17 protein-coding genes are annotated in these 20348 nt (G+C 46.7%); all 17 read right to left on the bottom strand.

What is annotated here, in order from left to right; all coding sequences use genetic code 11:
- Positions 1–66 precede the first annotated feature (66 nt).
- A complete protein-coding gene (locus tag ACT89M_RS11485; RefSeq protein ID WP_123064494.1) occupies positions 67–663 on the bottom strand; it encodes a dipicolinate synthase subunit B in 597 nt (198 codons plus the stop codon).
- Positions 660–1559 (bottom strand): dipicolinate synthase subunit DpsA, encoded by a 900-nt coding sequence (gene dpsA / locus ACT89M_RS11480; RefSeq protein ID WP_090923824.1) that lies wholly within the window; start codon positions 1557–1559, stop codon positions 660–662. Before dpsA ends, ACT89M_RS11485 begins: the two co-directional genes overlap by 4 nt.
- A 182-nt stretch (positions 1560–1741) precedes the next feature.
- Entirely contained in the window at positions 1742–2194 is a 453-nt protein-coding gene (gene dut, locus ACT89M_RS11475) for a dUTP diphosphatase (protein ID WP_186809549.1), read from the bottom strand.
- Complete coding sequence (locus tag ACT89M_RS11470) at positions 2151–3431, bottom strand: M16 family metallopeptidase (protein ID WP_090923826.1); 1281 nt, start codon at positions 3429–3431, stop codon at positions 2151–2153. Before ACT89M_RS11470 ends, dut begins: the two co-directional genes overlap by 44 nt.
- Before the next feature lie 102 nt (positions 3432–3533).
- Positions 3534–4529, bottom strand: coding sequence for a polysaccharide deacetylase family protein (locus tag ACT89M_RS11465; RefSeq protein ID WP_487345225.1), 996 nt, complete (start codon positions 4527–4529; stop codon positions 3534–3536).
- Positions 4530–4709: 180 nt separating this feature from the next.
- Complete coding sequence (gene pnp / locus ACT89M_RS11460) at positions 4710–6812, bottom strand: polyribonucleotide nucleotidyltransferase (protein WP_090923827.1); 2103 nt, start codon at positions 6810–6812, stop codon at positions 4710–4712.
- A gap of 259 nt (positions 6813–7071) precedes the next feature.
- A complete protein-coding gene (gene rpsO, locus ACT89M_RS11455) occupies positions 7072–7341 on the bottom strand; it encodes a 30S ribosomal protein S15 (RefSeq protein ID WP_056700672.1) in 270 nt (89 codons plus the stop codon).
- Between the two features lie 158 nt (positions 7342–7499).
- Positions 7500–8438, bottom strand: a complete 939-nt coding sequence (locus ACT89M_RS11450) for a bifunctional riboflavin kinase/FAD synthetase (RefSeq protein ID WP_373323191.1) — start codon at positions 8436–8438, stop codon at positions 7500–7502.
- A gap of 69 nt (positions 8439–8507) precedes the next feature.
- Positions 8508–9431 carry a tRNA pseudouridine(55) synthase TruB gene (gene truB, locus ACT89M_RS11445; protein WP_154886344.1) on the bottom strand — a complete coding sequence of 308 codons (924 nt, stop codon included), beginning with the start codon at positions 9429–9431 and terminating at the stop codon, positions 8508–8510.
- Positions 9425–10402: a DHH family phosphoesterase gene (locus ACT89M_RS11440; RefSeq protein WP_154886345.1), complete on the bottom strand. Its 978-nt coding sequence runs from the start codon at positions 10400–10402 to the stop codon at positions 9425–9427. Before ACT89M_RS11440 ends, truB begins: the two co-directional genes overlap by 7 nt.
- 19 nt (positions 10403–10421) lie before the next feature.
- The gene (rbfA, locus tag ACT89M_RS11435; protein ID WP_090923831.1) at positions 10422–10787 is read right to left on the bottom strand and encodes a 30S ribosome-binding factor RbfA; all 366 of its coding nucleotides are present in this window, start codon (positions 10785–10787) and stop codon (positions 10422–10424) included.
- A gap of 25 nt (positions 10788–10812) precedes the next feature.
- Positions 10813–13392, bottom strand: a complete 2580-nt coding sequence (infB, locus tag ACT89M_RS11430) for a translation initiation factor IF-2 (protein WP_154886346.1) — start codon at positions 13390–13392, stop codon at positions 10813–10815.
- Positions 13385–13714, bottom strand: coding sequence for a L7Ae/L30e/S12e/Gadd45 family ribosomal protein (locus tag ACT89M_RS11425; protein WP_154886347.1), 330 nt, complete (start codon positions 13712–13714; stop codon positions 13385–13387). Before ACT89M_RS11425 ends, infB begins: the two co-directional genes overlap by 8 nt.
- Positions 13707–14015 (bottom strand): RNase P modulator RnpM, encoded by a 309-nt coding sequence (gene rnpM / locus ACT89M_RS11420; RefSeq protein ID WP_154886348.1) that lies wholly within the window; start codon positions 14013–14015, stop codon positions 13707–13709. Before rnpM ends, ACT89M_RS11425 begins: the two co-directional genes overlap by 8 nt.
- Positions 14016–14042: 27 nt before the next feature.
- Positions 14043–15140, bottom strand: a complete 1098-nt coding sequence (gene nusA / locus ACT89M_RS11415) for a transcription termination factor NusA (RefSeq protein WP_090923835.1) — start codon at positions 15138–15140, stop codon at positions 14043–14045.
- Between the two features lie 123 nt (positions 15141–15263).
- Positions 15264–15725 carry a ribosome maturation factor RimP gene (gene rimP / locus ACT89M_RS11410; RefSeq protein ID WP_090923836.1) on the bottom strand — a complete coding sequence of 154 codons (462 nt, stop codon included), beginning with the start codon at positions 15723–15725 and terminating at the stop codon, positions 15264–15266.
- Positions 15726–15992: 267 nt separating this feature from the next.
- Entirely contained in the window at positions 15993–20315 is a 4323-nt protein-coding gene (locus ACT89M_RS11405) for a PolC-type DNA polymerase III (protein ID WP_308722034.1), read from the bottom strand.
- Between the last annotated feature and the right edge of the window lie 33 nt (positions 20316–20348).

Below are 20348 nucleotides of genomic sequence, written 5' to 3'. Positions count from 1 at the left end.
TCTTTGTCTCTCGTACCCTTCTTCATTTCTCCAAGCGCATTGCCGTTATTGCCCTAAATGCCATCCTTAAGCCTGTGGAGCACGCTCCACAATCATCGGTTGCAATTGCTTTCCTTCTAGTGCACTCCAGCAAGCCTCCGGGATAAGTTCCATTTTGGCAACTAACGAGTTTGGTTTTTTCATTGGATCATCTTGACCAAACGGTACAAAATATACATATTTGGCCACTAATAATTTAGCTATATTTGCTGCATTCAAACCAAGTCCATCATTCGTCGATATCGCCAGCACAAGCGGACGCTGATTACGCATCTGCGCTTTTGCAGCCATAAGCACCGGACTATCCGTCATCGCGTTCGCCAGCTTGCTTGTGGTATTCCCCGTACATGGAGCAATGACCAGCACATCAAGCAGCTTAGAGGGCCCTAAAGGCTCCGCCTCAACAATTGTAGAGATGATATCATTACCCGTTATATCTTTCAATTGTTTTTGCCAATTCTGCGCTGTACCGAAACGTGTATCTGTCGTCAGTACCGAGTTGGAAATAATCGGAACGACATTCGCGCCTTCGGATACAAAGCGGCTAATGACCGGCATAACCTCTTCAAAAGTACAATGAGACCCCGTAATTGCGTAACCTACCGTTTTACCCTGCCAGTTCATGATTTAACCTCCCGTGCGTTCTGTTCTTCCAAAAGCAAACGGATTAACGCGTCGGCAATAATGCCGCCAGCCGTTTTGGGAGCAACAATGCCGGGGAGGCCAGGTGCGAGCAGTGCCTTGATGCCACGTTTGTCGGCATATCTAAAGTCGCAGCCGCCAGGGGCGGATGCAAGGTCAATAATAACCGCTTTTTGAGGCATTCTGGACAGGATTTGTGCTGTGATTATCATAGTCGGTATCGTATTAAAAAGCAAGTCAACTTCCCCGGTTTGAGCGGCCAAATCCGTTGTCATGAAAGGCTTCCAGCCCATGATTGTTGCTCTGGCAACATCCTCATTCCGCCGAATTCCCACTCGTACATTAGCTCCAAGTCCTTGCAATGTTTTGGCTAGCGTAAACCCTGTTCGACCGATGCCAAGCACGATGCATTCAGACCCGTGAATCGTAAAATCCGTTTCTTTAATTGCAATGGCGATGGCTCCCTCCGCTGTCGGAATAGAGTTGTATAGTGCGATATCATCACGATCAAGCACTTCCACAAGCCGAAGGCCATTCTCCTCGCAAAGTTCACGCAAAAACGGCTTTGCCATACCAGTAAATACGGTGCAATGCTCCGGCAGGGCGGCCATATGTTCCTTTTTCAGAACAATCGGTTCACCACTAAACGAAGAGCTCACTTTTCCTTGATCATCACAGCTCACAACAGGCAGTACCAGTACATCTGCAGAAGCAAATACTTCATCCTTGAGCTCGCGGTGCTCAATGCCCGGAATCACTTGCTCCAGTTGATCGAAGCCTACTACACTTACCGTCGCATCGAGCTCGGCGCATTTTTGAATGACTTCAAGTTGCCTTGCATCTCCGCCAAGAACGACTATCCGGACTCCGGTCAGCATCGGGACGTCACTCCTTTCACCACATGTATGCCTTATCGTATGCAGTGGCCTACAGGGGGGTGAAACAATAAAGGAATGAAATCCTTGTTCAACATAAAAAGCCGCCCTGTAAAGGACGGCTGGGATACACGATATTATTATAGTTATCCAACTATATATTTGTAAAAAAGAAATCGGTATTGTTATTTACCTGTGTGCCCGAATCCGCCTTCGCCCCGCACGGTCTCCGAAAGTTCAGCCACTTCCGTCAATTCGATGGCAGGCACCGTCTGAAACACGATTTGAGCAATCCGTTCCCCACGCACAATCGTAAAGGGCTCCTGACCCAAATTAATGAGCAACACCTTCACCTCACCACGATAATCCGCATCAATGGTTCCCGGTGTATTCAGGCAAGTAATCCCGTGTTTGAAAGCAAGTCCGCTACGTGGACGAATTTGAGCTTCCAGCCCAGCAGGCATCGCCATCGCAAGACCAGTCGGAATCAATGTACGCTGCCCTGGCTCTAGCACAACTTCTTCTTTCAATGCCGCCACCACATCAAAGCCAGCAGCCAGCTCGGACATCTTTTGCGGCAGTTTAATATCTTCGTTACCCGGTAATTTCTTTATTTGAACGTAATGCAACCAAATCATCCCTTCTAAGTCCAGCAATCGTCTTGTCCGATGCTCCTACCATCGCGAGCGCAAACGGCTCTGCAAACATCAGATCAAGCACAGCGTCAATGTCTTTCATCGTGACTTGCTCAATCTTGGCAATCATTTCGTCAAGCGTATGATGTCTGCCAAGCATCAATTCATTTTTCCCCAGTCGGTTCATGCGGCTGCCCGTGCTCTCCAGACTCAGGATCAGACTGCCTTTCAGCTGCTCCTTGCCTTTACGCAGTTCATCTTCGGATAATCCATTTACAGCCAGATCACGTAGCACCTCTTTGGTTAGATCCAGTACTTCTTTGGTCTGTTTCGGCGCTGTACCCGCATAGATCGTGAATAGTCCGCTGTCCGCATGAGAGCTATGATAAGAATAAACGGAGTAAGCTAGCCCTCGCTTTTCACGGATTTCCTGGAACAATCTGGAGCTCATACCGCCGCCAATCGCATTGTTAAGAACAACCATCGCAAATTGTAGCGGGTCTCCGATTTTGCAACCTGGAAACGAAATACAGATATGATTCTGCTCCGTTTTCTTTTTGTGGAAGAGCTGACCGCTTTGAAAAGCCGGAATGTTTACTTCCTCGGTTACACCGTTAACATCAAACGCACCAAAGTGTTTCTCCATCAGATCAATCACGCTATCGTCAATGTTACCCGCAATACTGATCACGGTGTTCTCGATGGTGTAATGTTCCTTCATATATGCACGTAAATGACTGGAATCCATCGCTTTAAGACGTTCTTCGGTTCCCAGGATTGGATATGCCAGCGGATGCTCTCCATATGCAGCGAGCGCCATCAAATCGTGAACCATGTCGTCAGGCGTATCCTCGTACATTGAGATTTCTTCCAAAATCACATTTTTCTCTTTGACGAGTTCACCGTCGTCCATTTTGGAGCGGAAGAACATATCGGACAACACATCCACCGCAATGGGAAGATGCTCATCCAACACTTTTGCGTAATAGCAGGTATATTCCTTGGAGGTAAATGCATTTACGTTACCGCCGATCGCATCAAACTGCTCCGCAATCGCCTTCGCATCAAACCGATCCGTCCCCTTAAAAAGCATATGTTCAATAAAATGGGATACCCCGTTATTTTCTGTTCGCTCATTACGCGAACCTGTTTTGACCCAGATTCCAAATGACACGGAACGACAGGTCGGGATTTGTTCCATCACAACTCTGAGGCCATTGCCCAGCTGAATTTTTTTCACGGTTGGCCCTCCTACATCTCTATAATTGCCCTGATTTCAATAATGATGAAATTGAAATCGACATTTGGTTCCAACTTTTTGATATTAACAAAAAAACGGCGTTCACTCAACCGTATGGCCTTGCACCCGTTCAGAAGACAACGTTTCACTTACAGTTCCTAACGACAGTCCTTTAGCATGTATGGAATCGATCATACCTTTCAGTGCTCCTGCGGAGGATGAGGTTGGATGCATGAGAATTAACGATCCGGCCTCGGTTTTATTGGCAATTTTGGCTATGACAGAGTCTGGGCTGGGTTTGCGCCAGTCCACTGTATCTACCGTCCACAAGACGGTTTTTAGCCCCATAGATGCCGCGATATCCACCGTTTTTTGATTAAAATCACCCGAAGGCGGAGCGAACCAACGATTTTCCACTCCAAGGGTTTGTTGCAACAGATCCTGGGTTTTGCTAATTTCTAATCGGGCTCGCTCTGCACTCAAACGACTTATGTCGGGATGTGAATATGCATGGTTGGAAAGCTCATGTCCACGCTTCTGAATTTCCTTGGCGAGTTCTGCATTTTTGCTCAGCCAACTTCCATCCAGAAAAAATGTAGCCTTCACCTTCTCCGCGTCAAGCGTGTCCAACATTGGAACAAGGAATTCATTGCCCCAAGCGACATTAATCATAAAAGAAACCATGGGTTTACTCTCATTGCCTCGATAAATCGGATGTGCCCCCAGGTCTTTTAACTGAATTTCCGGCTGGGTCTGGCGATAGACATATGGAATTTTGGTATTCAGCGTGCCACCCAGCGCCTTGCGATACGTAGCTTCTACGTCGATCTCCAGGCCGTTATAACCCGGGATCGCTTTCCATACTCGATCAACTCTCGCATTCACCGGTGCAATTCGAGTTTCAGCTGCCTTATCCTTGATCGCAGATAACAATGACTCTTCTCCGGTCGCTTCCTTAAACATGTCAAAAGCATTCTGAGTTCCCGGACCATCACGGATCTCCGTAATGTATGTACGTACACTGTCCACTTGTCCGATTAGCATGACCGCCGCCACACCCGCAAGAACAACCGCCAGTTTTTTGGATTGGTTTCTCACAGCTCCATCCTCCTGCCGTCTTTGTCCCCATCATATGAGGACAAGGACAGGAATATGAATAAAAACTGCAATCTTTTGAATGGAACGTATTTTTGTTTAAACGTTAAAAAAAGAGCCAGAAATTCACATTCTGTCTCTTCATTCAATCATGCTTATGTTATTCAAACCAACGTCAGCAACCTAAGATTGCGCAGGAGCTTCTGCTGTTAGTACTGCTTTACGGGACAAGTTGATTCGACCTTGCGGGTCAATCTCGGTTACTTTTACAGTAATAGAATCACCAATCGCCACAACATCTTCTACTTTCGCTACACGCTCAGTAGACAATTGGGAGATGTGAACCAGACCCTCTTTGTTTGGCAACACTTCAACGAATGCACCGAATTTCTCAACGCGTTTTACTTTGCCGACATAGATTTCGCCAACAAGCACTTCGCGTACAATGCCTTCGATGATCGCTTTGGCTTTATCATTCATCTCCTGATTGGAAGAAGCGATAAAGACACGTCCATCCTGCTCGATATCAATTTTAACACCGGTTTCTTCGATGATTTTATTGATGATTTTACCACCAGCGCCGATGACATCACGGATTTTGTCCGGATTGATATGCATAGTCGTAATTTTAGGCGCATATTGGGACAATTGCTCACGAGGTGTTTTCATCACTTCGGTCATTTTACCCAAAATGTGCATACGTCCCTCTTTGGCTTGAGCTAGCGCTTCGGACAAGATTTGACGATCGATTCCATCAATTTTAATATCCATTTGAATCGCTGTTACGCCTTCAGGTGTTCCTGCTACTTTGAAGTCCATATCGCCCAGATGATCTTCCATACCTTGAATATCACTCAGGATAGATACATGGTCTCCGTCTTTGATCAGACCCATCGCCACACCAGCTACCGGTGCTTTGATTGGTACACCTGCGTCCATCATGGCAAGTGTACTTGCACAGATACTTGCTTGGGACGTAGAACCGTTGGATTCCAATACTTCAGATACCAAACGAATCGTGTATGGGAAGTCCGTTTCAGAAGGAATAACCTTAGACAATGCACGCTCACCAAGGGCACCATGTCCGATTTCACGACGTCCTGGCGCACGAAGCGGACGAGCTTCACCTACGCTGAACGGCGGGAAGTTATAGTGATGCATGAAACGTTTCGTTTCTTCTAAACTGATGCCATCCAGAATTTGAACGTCACCCAGTGCACCTAGTGTACAGATGCTCAGTGCTTGCGTTTGTCCACGTGTGAACAGACCTGAACCATGTGTACGCGGAAGCAGTGAAGTATCACATTCAATTGCACGAATTTCAGCAAGGCCGCGTCCATCCGGACGTACTTTATCGTGAGTGATCAGACGGCGCACTTCTTCTTTGACGATATCGTGCAGCACTTCTTTCACATCTTTTAACAATTCAGGTGATTCAATGTATTTCTCTTCAAAATGAGCAACAGTTTCGTCATTCACGACATCAATCGCATCTTGACGGGCATGTTTCTCAGCAATTTTAACAGCTTCCACCAAACGTGCACTTGCAAACTCACGCACGCTGCTGTTCACTTCTGCATTAACGGCATGCAGTTTCACTTCCATTTTTTCTTTACCAGCTACTTGTACAAGCTGCTCAATCACCGTTACGATGTTTTTGATCTCGTCATGTCCGAACATGATTGCTTCAAGCATCACTTCTTCTGGTAACTCGTTCGCTTCGGCTTCAACCATCATGATCGCATCTCTAGTTCCTGCAACCACGAGTTCAAGTTCGCTGACTTCAAGCTGTGCAATTGTTGGGTTAATGATGAACTCTCCATCAATACGGCCCACCTTCACACCACCAATTGGCCCACTGAAAGGTACATCGGAAATGCTCAGTGCTGCTGAAGTACCAATCATTGCTGCGATTTGTGGTTCACAATCCTGATCCACGCTCATAACAATATTCAGAACTTGTACATCGTTACGGAAACCTTCCGGGAACAATGGACGAATCGGACGGTCTGTCAGACGACTTGCCAGAATTGCTTTCTCGGATGGTCTACCTTCACGCTTGATAAATCCACCTGGGATTTTACCAACAGCGTACAATCTTTCCTCATAGTTCACCGTTAGTGGGAAAAAGTCCAAATCTTTCGGCTCACTGGATGCTGTCACGGTACACAATACGACGGTATCCCCGTATGTTACCTTTACGGCAGCATTTGCCTGCTTGGCCAAACGCCCGGTTTCAAGCGTAAGCTTTCTTCCACCAAGCTGCATTTCAACACGCTGTTCCATGAAATCCCTCCTTTAATTCGTTCCTATCACAATGGATTCTGCATATTCACAGTATTTCCTGCTTGTCCAGCATTCATTAACTATAGTTGGACAGGCCGGAGACTGACTTGCAAAACAAAAGCTCCTTGCGGAGCCCTCAGCTACAAATATATGGCAACATGTTCATCTACAAAACAACCCGGCTGTAAGCTCCGCTTGTCCTTTTAGACAAAAGAAAAGCGGATAACAGCCAGGTTGATTTTGAAAACATGTACGATAATTAACGACGCAATCCGAGTTTTTCGATCAGTGCGCTGTAACGTTTAACATCTTTGTTTTTCACGTAAGCCAAAAGCTTACGACGTTGACCTACCATTTTCAAAAGTCCACGACGTGAGTGGTGGTCTTTCTTATGCGTACGCAAGTGGTCTGTCAAACTTCTGATGTTTTCCGTAAGGATAGCAACTTGCACCTCAGGTGATCCAGTATCGGACTCATGAGTTTTGTGCTCGTCGATCAGTTGTTGTTTACGTTCTTGAGTCAATGCCATCCTATTCACCTCCTTCATTATAATCGCCATTAGCCTCGTCACCGCCGGTGAGAGCGTGTAACCAAGCTAAGGTTAATGTTGCCTCATTCGACAACGTAGTACATTATACCATACTTGCCCGGACAAAGTAAATGTAAACATCCATTTTATTAAAGTTTTTAGGACAGTAAGCGAGCTGCGGTCAGTGCATCTTCACGGATCTGAGCAATCAGAGCATCGATGGAATCGAATTTTCGTTCATTTCGAATGTAATGCACCAGTTCTACTTTCAGTTCCTGATCATAGATTTGGCCGTCAAAATTAAGCAGATGTACTTCGTACGTCGGTCTCATTCCATTCTCGTGAAAGGTAGGTTTGACACCAAGGTTCATCACACCTGTCAATTCTTGATCGCCAACGTTTACTCGTACAGCATATACACCTTTGGCTGGTGTAACATAGTGATCGGTAAGTTCGAGATTGGCGGTAGGAAAACCGATGGTCCGTCCCCTTTTCTCTCCGTGAATCACAGTACCTCTGACACTATAAGGACGTCCAAGCCACTGGCTTGCCTCACCCATCTCACCACGCTTCAAAAGAGCACGGATCAGCGAGCTACTTACTTTCTCCCCGCCCAGCAAAAACGGAGGCACGGTCTCTACTGTCATTTCTCCATCCCCGAGCGCACGAAGCATTTGTTCATCCCCAGCACCTTTGTGCCCGAACCGGAAATCAAATCCAACAACCGCTGTACGCGTTTGGAGAGGAAGCAACAGTTCATGAACGAATTGCTCTGGCGAGAGCTGTGAAAATGATTCATTGAACTCAACAACATAGAGTATGTCTACGCCCATGCCAGCCAAAATTTCTTCTTTGTCTCTCAGAGGCGTCAGATAACCCTCGTAATCCCCTTTGCGCATAACTTCCTTCGGGTGTGGGTGGAAGGTCATGACGGCCGCCTTCATATCCGATTCCCTAGCGATGCGAACAGCGGATAGAATGACGCTTGCATGTCCGAGATGCAACCCGTCAAATTGACCGATAGCCAGCACTTGGGGATGTGTACTCAGTTCCGCCGATTGCAATGTTTGCGGATAGGTTAGCATTACGGTTTTCACAATCATTCACCTGCATTTCACTTGATAGGCCAAGCTTGAACCTCGTCATCACGCCAAGCCATTGCCTCTTTATTCCGGTAAGAAGACTTTAACAGCCCTCACGGTTGGTTTCGATTCATCCCGTTCAAAAATACCTAGAAACGTTCCATCTTGAGCGTATAGACGGAGTAGCCCTGGCTTCTCCACAGGTGGCTCCAGTAAACGTGCTGACAGCTTTTGGCCCTGTAGAGCGCCCTTCGTCTGTTCTTCTCCAACTTTATGGGCTGGAATGGAAGAGATCGCTTCATCTACGGGAATCAATGCTTCAGAGAGAGTCCCTTCGTTCATACGCTGTTCCACGTCTTCGATACGAAGACAATGATCTGCCGAGATACCAGCAGATATGGTGCGCTCCAGCTTAACCATGGTGGAGGGGAAACCAAGTTCACGACCGATGTCTACACATAATGTGCGAATATACGTCCCTTTTGAGCACAAGGCACGGAACGATATATCCGTTGTGCCATCATGGGTTTCGATCCCTATAAGCTCAAGCTCGTAGATGGTGACTTCACGACTCTTGCGTTCTACGGTCTTACCCTCGCGGGCAAGCTCATATAGCCGTTTTCCGTCGACCTTTACTGCTGAATACATTGGCGGAACCTGTGAAATGGTACCCAGAAACTTCTGTAATACCTCTTCCACCTGATCCTGAGTTACTTCTACAGGCGATTCCGAACGTTCAATAACTTCACCCGTCAGATCCTCGGTGTCTGTAGCAAGGCCCAGCCTTAGTGTCGCCAGATACTCCTTCGGAAGTTCCTGCATATACTCCACCACCCGTGTCGCTCGCCCAAGGCATAACGGAAGAACGCCAGTTACCTGCGGATCGAGCGTTCCCGTGTGACCGATGCGCTTCATTTTCAAAATCCGACGCATTTTGGCTACAACATCATGGGAAGTGAATCCCGCTGGTTTGTATACCGGGAGAATACCTTCAAACGGTTTTACCATTGTGTATTCACCTGCTTCAACACTTTTTCCACGCTTTCTTCGACTTTGCCTTCCAGTCGGCATCCAGCTGCGAGAACATGTCCGCCGCCACCAAAAGTTTGTGCCAGTGCTGCAACATCTATTTTACCGGCAGAACGCAAGGAAGCTTTAACAGCATTATCGTTGATCACTTTGAAAAAGATGCCCACTTCTACTCCACGAATGTTACGGGTATAGTTGACGATCCCTTCCAGATCTTCGTTGGCTGCTCCACACTCCTGCATATCTTCTGGTGTAATAACAACCCAGGCAACTCTACCGTCTTCTGACATTTGCAAAGAGGACAGTGCCTTGTTCAATATGCGAATCTGCGGGAGCGTCACCTCTTCGAGTAGCGTTTGTGCCAAATAAGGCCCATCTACACCATGCTCCAGTAAGCGGGAAGCAACAGTCATCACATTGGGACTTGTATTCGCATAACGGAATCCACCCGTATCTGTTAGCAAGCCTGTATATACTGCCGTAGCTATATCCTTATCCCATGTAATGTCAAAGAGTTGTAGCAATTCAAACAAAATTTCGGCCGTTGCTGCTGCATCGGATTTTATAATGTTAACTGAACCATATCCGTTATTCGTAGGATGATGATCGATATTCAAAATAATGGCGTCTTCTTCAAAATATTGACGAGTAAGCCCCACTCTTGCAAAGTCAGCGCAATCAACACAAATGATCGCTTTAAACTTACGCTCCGGGGGGTGTTCGGTCATGTTCACAATGGCATCCGCATGATACAGAAAACGCATGCGTGATGGGATTTCGCCCTCATTAATCATTGTGAATGTTTTTCCCAGACATGACAGCAGCCAGCCCATCGTTACCGTCGAGCTGACTGCGTCACCGTCCGGCTGTACATGCGACACGACCAGGTAATCGTCATGCTCCAGCAAGAATTGTTTTCCTGCCTGGAGCGCCTGTTCATAAGTGTGCATTGCCGTCTCCTCTATTCTGTTACTGGGATTCGTTTTTGTCGTTGTCAGAACCAATATCGCCAAGCAGCTTTTCAATTCGGCTACCATATGCAATTGATTCGTCAATCTTGAATATCAACTCGGGAACATGACGGAACCGGATACGTTTGCCCAGCTCCGTGCGCAAAAAGCCGTTTGCTTTTGCAAGTGCTTTAAGCGAGTTATCCTTTTGCTCCTGTTCACCGAAGACACTCAGATAAACTTTGGCTTGCGACAAGTCGCCAGTTACTTCAACTCCTGTCACGGTAATAAAACCGATGCGTGGATCTTTCAGTTCTGACTGGATGAGCAGACTCAGTTCTTTCTTGATCTGCTCGCCCACTCTACCTGTACGAATCTTAGCCATTGTTGTTCACCTCAAACTTCCTTGCTTATCGTTGTACGGTCTCCATGATGAAGGCTTCAATTACATCGCCTTCCTTGAGATCGTTGTATTTATCCAATGTGATACCACACTCGTAACCTTGAGCCACTTCTTTGGCATCATCTTTAAAGCGTTTCAGGGAATCCAGCTTACCTTCGTAAAGGACGATACCATCACGAATCAGGCGAGCTTCCGCAGAACGAGTGATTTTGCCAGAGGTAACCATACAGCCCGCAATGGTACCCACTTTACTGATGGAGAAGGTATTACGTACTTCAGCATGGCCAATCACTTTTTCTTTGTAGATCGGATCAAGCATACCTTTCATTGCTTGTTCAATCTCTTCGATAACACTGTAGATGACGCGGTGCAGACGAATGTCTACTTGCTCTTGATCCGCAGTAATTTTGGCTTGGTTTTCAGGACGAACGTTGAAACCGATCACGATGGCATTGGAAGCTGCAGCCAAAATGATGTCGGATTCCGTGATCGCACCAGCACCGCTGTGAATGATCTTCACGCGTACACCTTCAACCTCGATTTTCGCAAGGGAACCTTTCAATGCTTCAACCGAACCTTGTACGTCACCTTTAATGATCACGTTCAAATCTTTGATCTCACCATCTTTGATGTGTTGGAACAGATCATCCAGAGTTACACGTGTGTTCGTACCCAGATCGGATTCACGTTGCGTAATCGCACGTTTGTCAGCGATGGAACGAGCTTTACGCTCATCTTCGAACACCATGAACGGATCTCCTGCTCCTGGCACTTCAGTCAAACCTGTAATTTCTACCGGTGTAGATGGTCCTGCTTCTTTCAAACGGCGGCCTTTATCATTGACCATTGCACGTACACGACCAAAACAGTTACCCGCTACGAACGCATCTCCGACTTTCAATGTACCATGCTGTACAAGGATACGTGCAACTGGTCCACGTCCTTTATCAAGCTCAGCCTCAATGACCGTACCCCGGGCACGTTTATCCGGATTTGCTTTGTATTCATTTACTTCTGCAACGAGCAGAATCATTTCAAGTAAACCTTCCAGACCCATTCTTTGTTTCGCAGATACGTTTACAAAGATCGTATCTCCGCCCCACTCTTCCGGAACGAGTTCATAGTTGGTCAGTTCCTGTTTTACTTTGTCAGGATCAGCGCCCGGCTTATCAATTTTGTTAACCGCTACGATGATTGGCAAACCTGCCGCTTTCGCGTGGTTAATCGCCTCAACCGTTTGTGGCATAACACCGTCATCGGCAGCGACTACAATAATCGTCATATCTGTAACTTGTGCTCCACGCGCACGCATTGCTGTAAATGCTTCGTGACCCGGAGTATCCAGGAACGTGATTTTCTTGTGGTTAATTTCAACTTGATATGCACCGATATGTTGCGTGATTCCGCCCGCTTCGCCGCCAGTTACATTCGTAGAACGAATGGCATCCAGCAATGTTGTTTTACCATGGTCAACGTGACCCATAATCGTTACAACTGGAGGACGGGATTGAAGGTCAGCAGGATCATCATTCTCTTCAACGGTTTCAAAACGATCGTCTTCAAGCACAATTTTCACTTCAACTTCAACACCGAATTCACCTGCAAGGAGGAGAATGGTATCGATATCAAGCTCTTGGTTAATGGTTGCCATAACACCCATACCAATCAGCTTTTTAATAACTTCAGAAGCATCCTTGTGAAGAAGTTTCGCTGTTTCACCAACCGTCATATCACCACGAACGATGATTTTCTTAGGCGTGTTATCGATTTTCTCACGTTGTACATATTGTTGCTGATTTCTGTTACGGTTGTTCTTGCCACCACGGTTATTACGGAAGTTACCGCCACGGTTATCGTCGAAACGACGTCCGCCTCCGCCACCACTATTGGAACGGTTGCCGCTGTTATTATTACCGGAATTGCCTTGACCACCTCTGCGCTGGCCGCCTTGTCCCTGCCCTTGGCCACCAGTACGGTTAGCGCTATTGGCAGAGTTACTACCGGTGTTCGGTCCTGTAGTTCTGCCTGGACCACCGCTATTGTTCGGACGTTGTCCGGACCCTTGCGGGCGGGAAGCCGTGTTTCCTTGACCGCTTGAAGCTGGTCTTGGACGATTTCCTGTTTGTCCTCCTTGGCTTGAACCTTGGGAAGAAGAATTTGTTCTGTTACGGCTGTCTTGGCCGCTTGGTCTCTGAGTGCCATTGTTATTGTTGGAATTTGGTCTATTGTTCATACCTACCTGCTTTTCCTGTTGTATTTTTGTTTGTACGGGACTACCGGCTGTTGTGCTGTTATTCGGCGTGTTCACTCCGCCGCCCGGCTTGTTGCTGTCCACTGATTTGTCACTGCGCACAGCCGAAGTCGCAACAGACTTGGCTTCGCCACCTTGTTTCGAAGCGGCAGTGGATTTTATATCTTTAAAAAATTGTTCCACTTTACCGACTGAACCATTCTCCATCACACTCATATGATTGTTAACGGGAATATCCAGCTTTTTAAGAATGGTTATAATTTCTTTACTGCTCATGTTAAGGGACTTCGCATATTCATAAACTCGCAATTTTTCCTTGTTTTCCTGTTTACTCAATATACTCCACCTCCGACATTATACCGACTTGCTTGGAGATCATTTTTGCAAACCCAAGGTCTGTTACTGCAAGAACCACCCGCGTGTCTTTACCGATGCTTGACCCAATACGGTCACGATCCAATCCGATAAGAAGCGGAACCTTGTAAGTAGCACATTTGTCGCGAAATTTCTTTTGTGTATTCGCCGAGGCGTCGCCTGCAACTATAACCATCTTGGCTTCACCCGAACGGATCGCCTTATGCACAATCTCATCACCTGTGAGCAGTTTACCAGCGCGCATGGACAGACCGAGGTAAGACAACACTTTCATATCACTCATCCTCTTCACGCTCCTGTGCAGCAATGAATTCACCCTCGACTGCAATGAAATCGGCAGCGAGCTGTTCATAGATTTCTGGTGAAACTTTACTCTTCAGCGCACGATCAAGCGCACGATTTTTAAGTGCAAGCTTGAAACAAGACTCTTTGCCACACAGATATGCGCCTCGTCCGGACTTTTTCCCGGTCAAATCGATCAGTACTTCGTCCTCAGGCGTTTTAACGATGCGAATCAGTTGTTTTTTGGGCATCATTTCTTGACATGCCACACATTTGCGCAGCGGCACTTTTTTAGGTTTCATACGTCAGCGCCCCCTCCGTGCTTTCCTTTAGTCGACGGAGACGGAATCCTGATGCATTTCCGAAGAAGAATCTTTTTCTCTGCCGAATTCCTGCTCCGCCTGGCTCTCGCTCTTAATGTCGATCTTCCAGCCCGTTAATTTGGCTGCCAATCTAGCATTTTGACCTTTGATGCCGATGGCAAGGGACAGTTGATAGTCAGGAACGATCACCCGAGCCATCTTTTCCTCCTCGAACACGTGAACTTCCAAGACTTTAGAAGGACTCAGTGCATTCGCCACATATTCGTCCACTTGTTCGGAATAACGAACGATGTCGATTTTCTCACCGCGCAGCTCACCCACAATGGTCTGCACGCGCATCCCTTTTGGACCTACACAAGATCCAACCGGATCAACTTCCTCATTGCGAGAATGAACTGCGATTTTGGAACGAAATCCTGCTTCGCGGGCAACCGAACGAATCTCAACTACACCGTCAAATATCTCAGGTACTTCCAGCTCGAAAAGGCGTTTTAAGAGGCCCGGATGAGTACGGGACAAAATGATTTGTGGCCCTTTGGTCGTATTCTCTACTTTGGTGATGTAAGCCTTGATGCGGTCACCGTGAACAAACTTCTCGTTCGGCATTAACTCTGTGAGTGGCAGTGCCGCTTCGATTTTGCCCAGGTCGATGTAGATATTGCGCAAATCCTGACGCTGCACTACTCCCGTAACGATATCTTCTTCCTTATCCACGAAAGCATTGTAGATCAGGCCACGTTCGGCTTCACGAATCCGCTGAGTTACAACCTGTTTAGCCGTTTGTGCGGCGATACGTCCAAAGTCGCGCGGCGTAACTTCAATCTCCGCAATATCTTCCAGCTGGAAGTGTGGATTAATTTCCCGTGCAGCAGGCAATGAAATCTCAGTGCGTGAATCCAGGACTTCTTCCACGATCAGTTTGCGGGCATATACGCGAATAACCCCCGTATTACGGTTCATGTCAACACGTACGTTCTGCGCCGTGTTAAAATTACGCTTGTAACTGGAGATAAGTGCAGCCTCGATCGCTTCAAACAGCACATCCTTGCTGATCCCTTTTTCCCGTTCCAATTCATTCATTGCTTCAATAAAATCCATACTCATGAATGTTGATCCCCCTTTCAAACATGGCATCCCATACGTAAAACGGCTAAGGCTCGAAACTTGTGAGCACCTTGCCGTTATCGTGAGATGTGTCTTTTTCATTAATCAAGTGAACAAGGCACTTTAAAACAAAATGGCCAAGCGCGCACTGGCAACCTTTTCATAAGAAATGGTATGCTGCTTCTTGCCTGCTTCAATCACAAGCTCCCCATTATCAAAGGAAAGCAGCTTGCCTTCGAATTCCTTTAATTTATTCACCGGCTCGTAGGTTGTAACAAATACGTTTTTGCCTACGGCTTTGGCAACATCCTCCGCTTTTTTCAGTGGACGCTCCGCACCGGGAGAAGACACTTCAAGGAAATAGACAGATGGGATCGGATCGTTCTCATCAAGCTTGGCGCTCAGCTTTTCGCTGATCAAGACACAATCGTCGATGTCGATTCCACCCTCTTTGTCGACATACACCCGTAAAAACCAGTTGCTGCCTTCTTTGACGTATTCGATGTCAACCAGCTCGAAGCCTTGTTCGTTCAAGTAGGGTTGGATCATTTCTTCCACGGTAGATTTAATATTCGTTGTGCTCAAAACCGATAACCTCCAACTTAGGTCACACCAACTATAATCGCTGGCAGATGATTAAATACCCAAGATTCTTGTATACCAAAGACTAAAGAGTGGGTTTCCCCACTCTTCAGAAATTCGTACTATCTCGTTCACTTCAGAAATTATAACATAGTCTGGTAATAGTGACAAGTAACCCACCTTTGCATACCAACCACACTAATGAAGGAAAAATCGAAGTGTATGGCTTCAGACATAACAAATGAAGTTATCCTGCTAATTACCTGTCAATTAGAACAAGGACAGCTGATTGCTTTCAGGCAAACCACGGAAACATCCCATGTTGGTCAGCAACTCCACAATCGTTTTGGTTGCTTTGGACTTCTGCTGGAAATCCTCAATCGACAGAAATTCCCCATGCTCGCGGGCCGCTGCAATGTTACGAGCCGCGTTATCCCCAATACCTGCCAGTGCAGAGAATGGAGGAATCAGAGACTTCTCGTCCACAATGAATTTGGTCGCTTCTGAGCGGTACAGATCAATCGGTTTAAGCGAGAAGCCGCGAGCGGCCATCTCCAGTGCCATTTCAAGAACAGGAAGGCTGTTTTTCTCTTTTGGCGGCGCCTGGAAACCGAGCTGTTCGATCTCTACAATTTTGCGATAGATGGCATCATAACCTTGGCACACCAGCTCAATATCCAGCTCGTCTGCACGAACGGTAAAGTATGTCGCGTAATATTCAATCGGATGATACAGCTTGAAAAATGCTGTACGTACAGCTGAAATAACGTAAGCAGCCGCATGGGCTTTCGGGAACATGTACTGGATTTTGAGACAGGAGTCAATGTACCATTGCGGTACCTTGCAGTTTTTCATCTCGTCAATCCATTCCTGTGGCAGTCCACGTCCTTTACGGACACTCTCTGTAATCTTAAAGGCCAGACTCGCATCCATTCCCGCCTTATAGATCAGGAACAACATGATATCATCCCGACAGCCAATTACCGTTTTGATGTTACATGTGCCGTTCTTGATCAGATCCTGCGCATTGCCAAGCCATACGCCAGTCCCGTGAGAAAGCCCCGAAATCTGCAACAAATCGGCAAAAGACGACGGCTGAGATTCGACAAGCATCTGACGCACAAATTTCGTACCCATCTCTGGCACACCGAATGTCGCAACAGGGGAGCGAATCTGCTCCGGGGTTACGCCAAGGGCATCCGTAGAGTTGAACATGCTCATCACCTTGGGATCATTCATCGGAATCGTTGTTGGGTCAACGCCCGTAAGATCCTGCAGCATACGCATCATCGTCGGATCATCGTGTCCCAGAATATCAAGCTTCAACAGGTTTTCTTCAAATGCGTGATAGTCAAAGTGGGTCGTTTTCCACTCTGCTGTAACATCATCTGCCGGATACTGGACAGGTGTAACATCTTCCACCTCAATATAATCCGGTACAACGACGATTCCGCCGGGATGCTGTCCCGTGCTTCGCTTTACACCGGTACAGCCGGATGCCAGACGATTCAACTCGGCGCCGCGCCATTTCTTTTGATGTTGTTCTTCGTATTTCTTCGCAAAACCAAACGCCGTTTTCTCAGCGACCGTTCCGATCGTACCCGCACGGAACACACTTTTCTCACTAAACAGCACTTTCGTGTAATTATGGGCATGGGGCTGATAATCCCCCGAGAAGTTCAAGTCGATATCGGGAACTTTATCCCCTTTAAACCCAAGGAAAGTTTCAAACGGAATATCCTGTCCTTCCCCTTTGAGTTTCCCACCACAATCAGGACATGGTTTGTCTGGCAAGTCAAATCCACTCGGTACACTACCGTCAAGGAACCATTCGCTGTGCTTACATTCAGGGTTCACGCAGATATAATGTGCAGGAAGCGGATTAACTTCCGAGATGCCCAGGAACGTTGCTACGACGGACGAACCCACCGATCCCCGCGAACCTACAAGATAACCATCTTGATTTGATTTTTTAACGAGACGTTCCGAGATCAGATAGTTGGCAGAAAATCCGTATTTGATGATTGGCTGCAATTCTTTTTCCAAACGAGCAATAATGACTTCCGGCAGGTCTTCACCATAGATCGATTTGGCCGTGTTGTAACAGGTGTTACGGATTTCCTCCTCCGCACCCTCCAAAATCGGCGTAAAGAGTTTGTCCGGAAATAGCTTGATCTCCTCAAAACGATCGGCTAGCTCAATGGTATTGGTAACCACAACTTCATACGCTTTATCCTGTCCAAGGAACTGGAATTCCTCCAGCATTTCAGCTGTTGTTCTAAAATGAGCATCGGGTTTGCGCTGGTCCTTAAGCGGGCTGAAGCCTGTTATTCCATGAATCGTAATATCCCGATAAATTTTATCTCGCGGCTCCAAGTAATGCACGTTACCTGTCGCAATGACCGGTTTGTTCAATTTGGCTCCGATGTCGATAACTTTACGGACCGCAAGTTTTAGTTCTTCTGGCGTAGCCACAAGTCCTTTGTCCACCAGATGCATGTACATGGTCAATGGTTGGATCTCCAGAATGTCGTAAAACTCGGCGATTTCCTCGGCTTCTTCCACCGATTTGTTCAGGACAGCCTCGAAAAACTCACCTTTTTCACAACCGGATATAACAACCAGTCCTTCGCGCAAGCTTACCAGCTTGGACTTCGGTATACATGCAACACGTTTAAAATACTCGGTATGTGATAGGGAAACGAGCTTGTACAGGTTCTTCTTGCCCACATCATTCAAGGCATAAATTCCGCAGTGGAAAGGACGTGTATTCGACAAGTCTACCCCAACGAAATCATTCAAACGATCCAGCATCGTCAGACCTTTTAATTGGGCTGCATCATTGATGAGTCCATTCAAAATGCCTGCCAAAGCAATCGTATCATCGATCGCCCGGTGATGGCTTTCCAGTGCAACTTTATATTTATCAGCCAGTGTATTCAACCGGTGATTTTTCATTTTTGGATATAAAAGACGAGCCAGTTCTAGGGTATCAAGCACCGGATTTGGTAGCTCAGGCATGTCCAGATTTTTGAGGGATGCCTGAATAAAGCCCATATCAAACCGTGCATTGTGCGCGACCAGTACACCATCTCCGGCAAAAGCAACAAAGTCACGAATAACCGGTTCAAGCTCTGGTGCATCTTTTACCATCTCATCTGTAATGTTGGTTAACTGTTGAATGTTGTATGGGATTCGTTCATGCGGATTGACAAAGGTAGCAAAACGATCCACCTCTTTGCCCTCTTGAACTTTGACAGCGGCGATCTCAATGATTTTGTTCTGCGTTACCGACAGTCCCGTGGTCTCGATATCAAATACGATATACGTCGCCGTTTTCAGATCCATTGATTGTGGATTTAGCACAACCGCTACAGAGTCATTCACCACATTCGCTTCCAGGCCGTAGATCATCTTAATCCCATTTTTCTTGGCCGCCTTGGATGCTTCCGGGTAAACCTGAACACCACCGTGGTCCGTTACGGCAATGGCCTTATGTCCCCAATCAGCAGCTGTTTTGACATATTTATCAATGGACGTTACGGCATCCATCGTGCTCATCGTGGAGTGTAAGTGGAATTCTACACGTTTCTCATCCGCTGTATCCTTACGAGATGGCGGTGCCTTGATTTCAGTCAGATCCGAAGGAATCATAGCAAGCTCAGGAATTTGCATAAACCGGTCGTACTCTACACGTCCGCGAACTTTTACCCATTTTCCATTCGCCAGCAAGCTGAGAATTTTGACATCTTCTTTGGTTTTGGCAAACATCTTCATTTGCATTGAATCCGTAAAGTCTGTCAGATAAAAGGTGAATAACGTATTTCCATTCCGCAGTTCCTTGCGGTCCAGACCAAAGATCGTTCCCTGGAGTGTAATTTTCTTCTCCTCATCCTGAACTTCCTGCATCGGAACAGCCGGCTCTTTGATCTCATACCCCATCTGCAACCGCACATCACCTTGATCTTCTTCTTCCGGCAGTTCCATCTCGATGACTTCACTCATCATTTTTTCGATTACCTGTCGTTCTTCTACTTTCTTCTGGGCCTGGAATTGCTCCATCGCCTCTTTGTTGCTTCCCGCTTCGCCCACCTGCATTTTAATACGCAGTGGCAAGTGAAAATACTTCTCGTAGAATCGAGTAATAGCTTGGTCAATCTGCTTTTTGCGAGCAAGTTCCATAGATGTGGAATCACTCATCGTCAGTTGCAGCAGATCGTCTTCACATTCCACTGTCGCACGATTCATCCAACCATTTACAGACGGAATTTCACGAGTAACCCACTCCAGAAACAGGTTCCAATACTCATTTACGATATCATTAGACAGCACCTTGTCTGTATATTTAAAAGCAAATGTAATTTTAGCTATATGATTTAACTTCTCCTGAATATGCAGACTGAACGTTCGATAGATCGGCGCTGGCACCAGTGTGTCCTTTCCAATCTGAATATGCCATTCGCGATTCGTACGATTGGTCTCGACCTGTTCAATCCACCCATCCAGGAAATAAGGGTCAGTCAAACCTACCGGAAGTTCTGCCTGTTTCATCAACAACTCAAACCGTTTTCTCTTCTCCTCAAATCCACTCATCGTGTTCCTCCTGTGCCCCCTTAAAACATGAAA

This window comes from Paenibacillus sp. NN59, assembly GCF_057597225.1.
This window is presented reverse-complemented; position numbering and strand designations above follow the sequence as displayed.

Coding starts and splice junctions, on each gene's coding strand:
- ACT89M_RS11485 (WP_123064494.1), bottom strand. CDS start 663: ATGAACTGGCAGGGTAAAACGGTAGGTTACGCAATTACGGGGTCTCAT.
- dpsA (WP_090923824.1), bottom strand. CDS start 1,559: ATGCTGACCGGAGTCCGGATAGTCGTTCTTGGCGGAGATGCAAGGCAA.
- dut (WP_186809549.1), bottom strand. CDS start 2,194: ATGATTTGGTTGCATTACGTTCAAATAAAGAAATTACCGGGTAACGAA.
- pnp (WP_090923827.1), bottom strand. CDS start 6,812: ATGGAACAGCGTGTTGAAATGCAGCTTGGTGGAAGAAAGCTTACGCTT.
- rpsO (WP_056700672.1), bottom strand. CDS start 7,341: ATGGCATTGACTCAAGAACGTAAACAACAACTGATCGACGAGCACAAA.
- truB (WP_154886344.1), bottom strand. CDS start 9,431: ATGGTAAAACCGTTTGAAGGTATTCTCCCGGTATACAAACCAGCGGGA.
- ACT89M_RS11440 (WP_154886345.1), bottom strand. CDS start 10,402: ATGCACACTTATGAACAGGCGCTCCAGGCAGGAAAACAATTCTTGCTG.
- rbfA (WP_090923831.1), bottom strand. CDS start 10,787: ATGGCTAAGATTCGTACAGGTAGAGTGGGCGAGCAGATCAAGAAAGAA.
- ACT89M_RS11425 (WP_154886347.1), bottom strand. CDS start 13,714: ATGAGTGATATGAAAGTGTTGTCTTACCTCGGTCTGTCCATGCGCGCT.
- rnpM (WP_154886348.1), bottom strand. CDS start 14,015: ATGAAACCTAAAAAAGTGCCGCTGCGCAAATGTGTGGCATGTCAAGAA.
- nusA (WP_090923835.1), bottom strand. CDS start 15,140: ATGAGTATGGATTTTATTGAAGCAATGAATGAATTGGAACGGGAAAAA.
- ACT89M_RS11405 (WP_308722034.1), bottom strand. CDS start 20,315: ATGAGTGGATTTGAGGAGAAGAGAAAACGGTTTGAGTTGTTGATGAAA.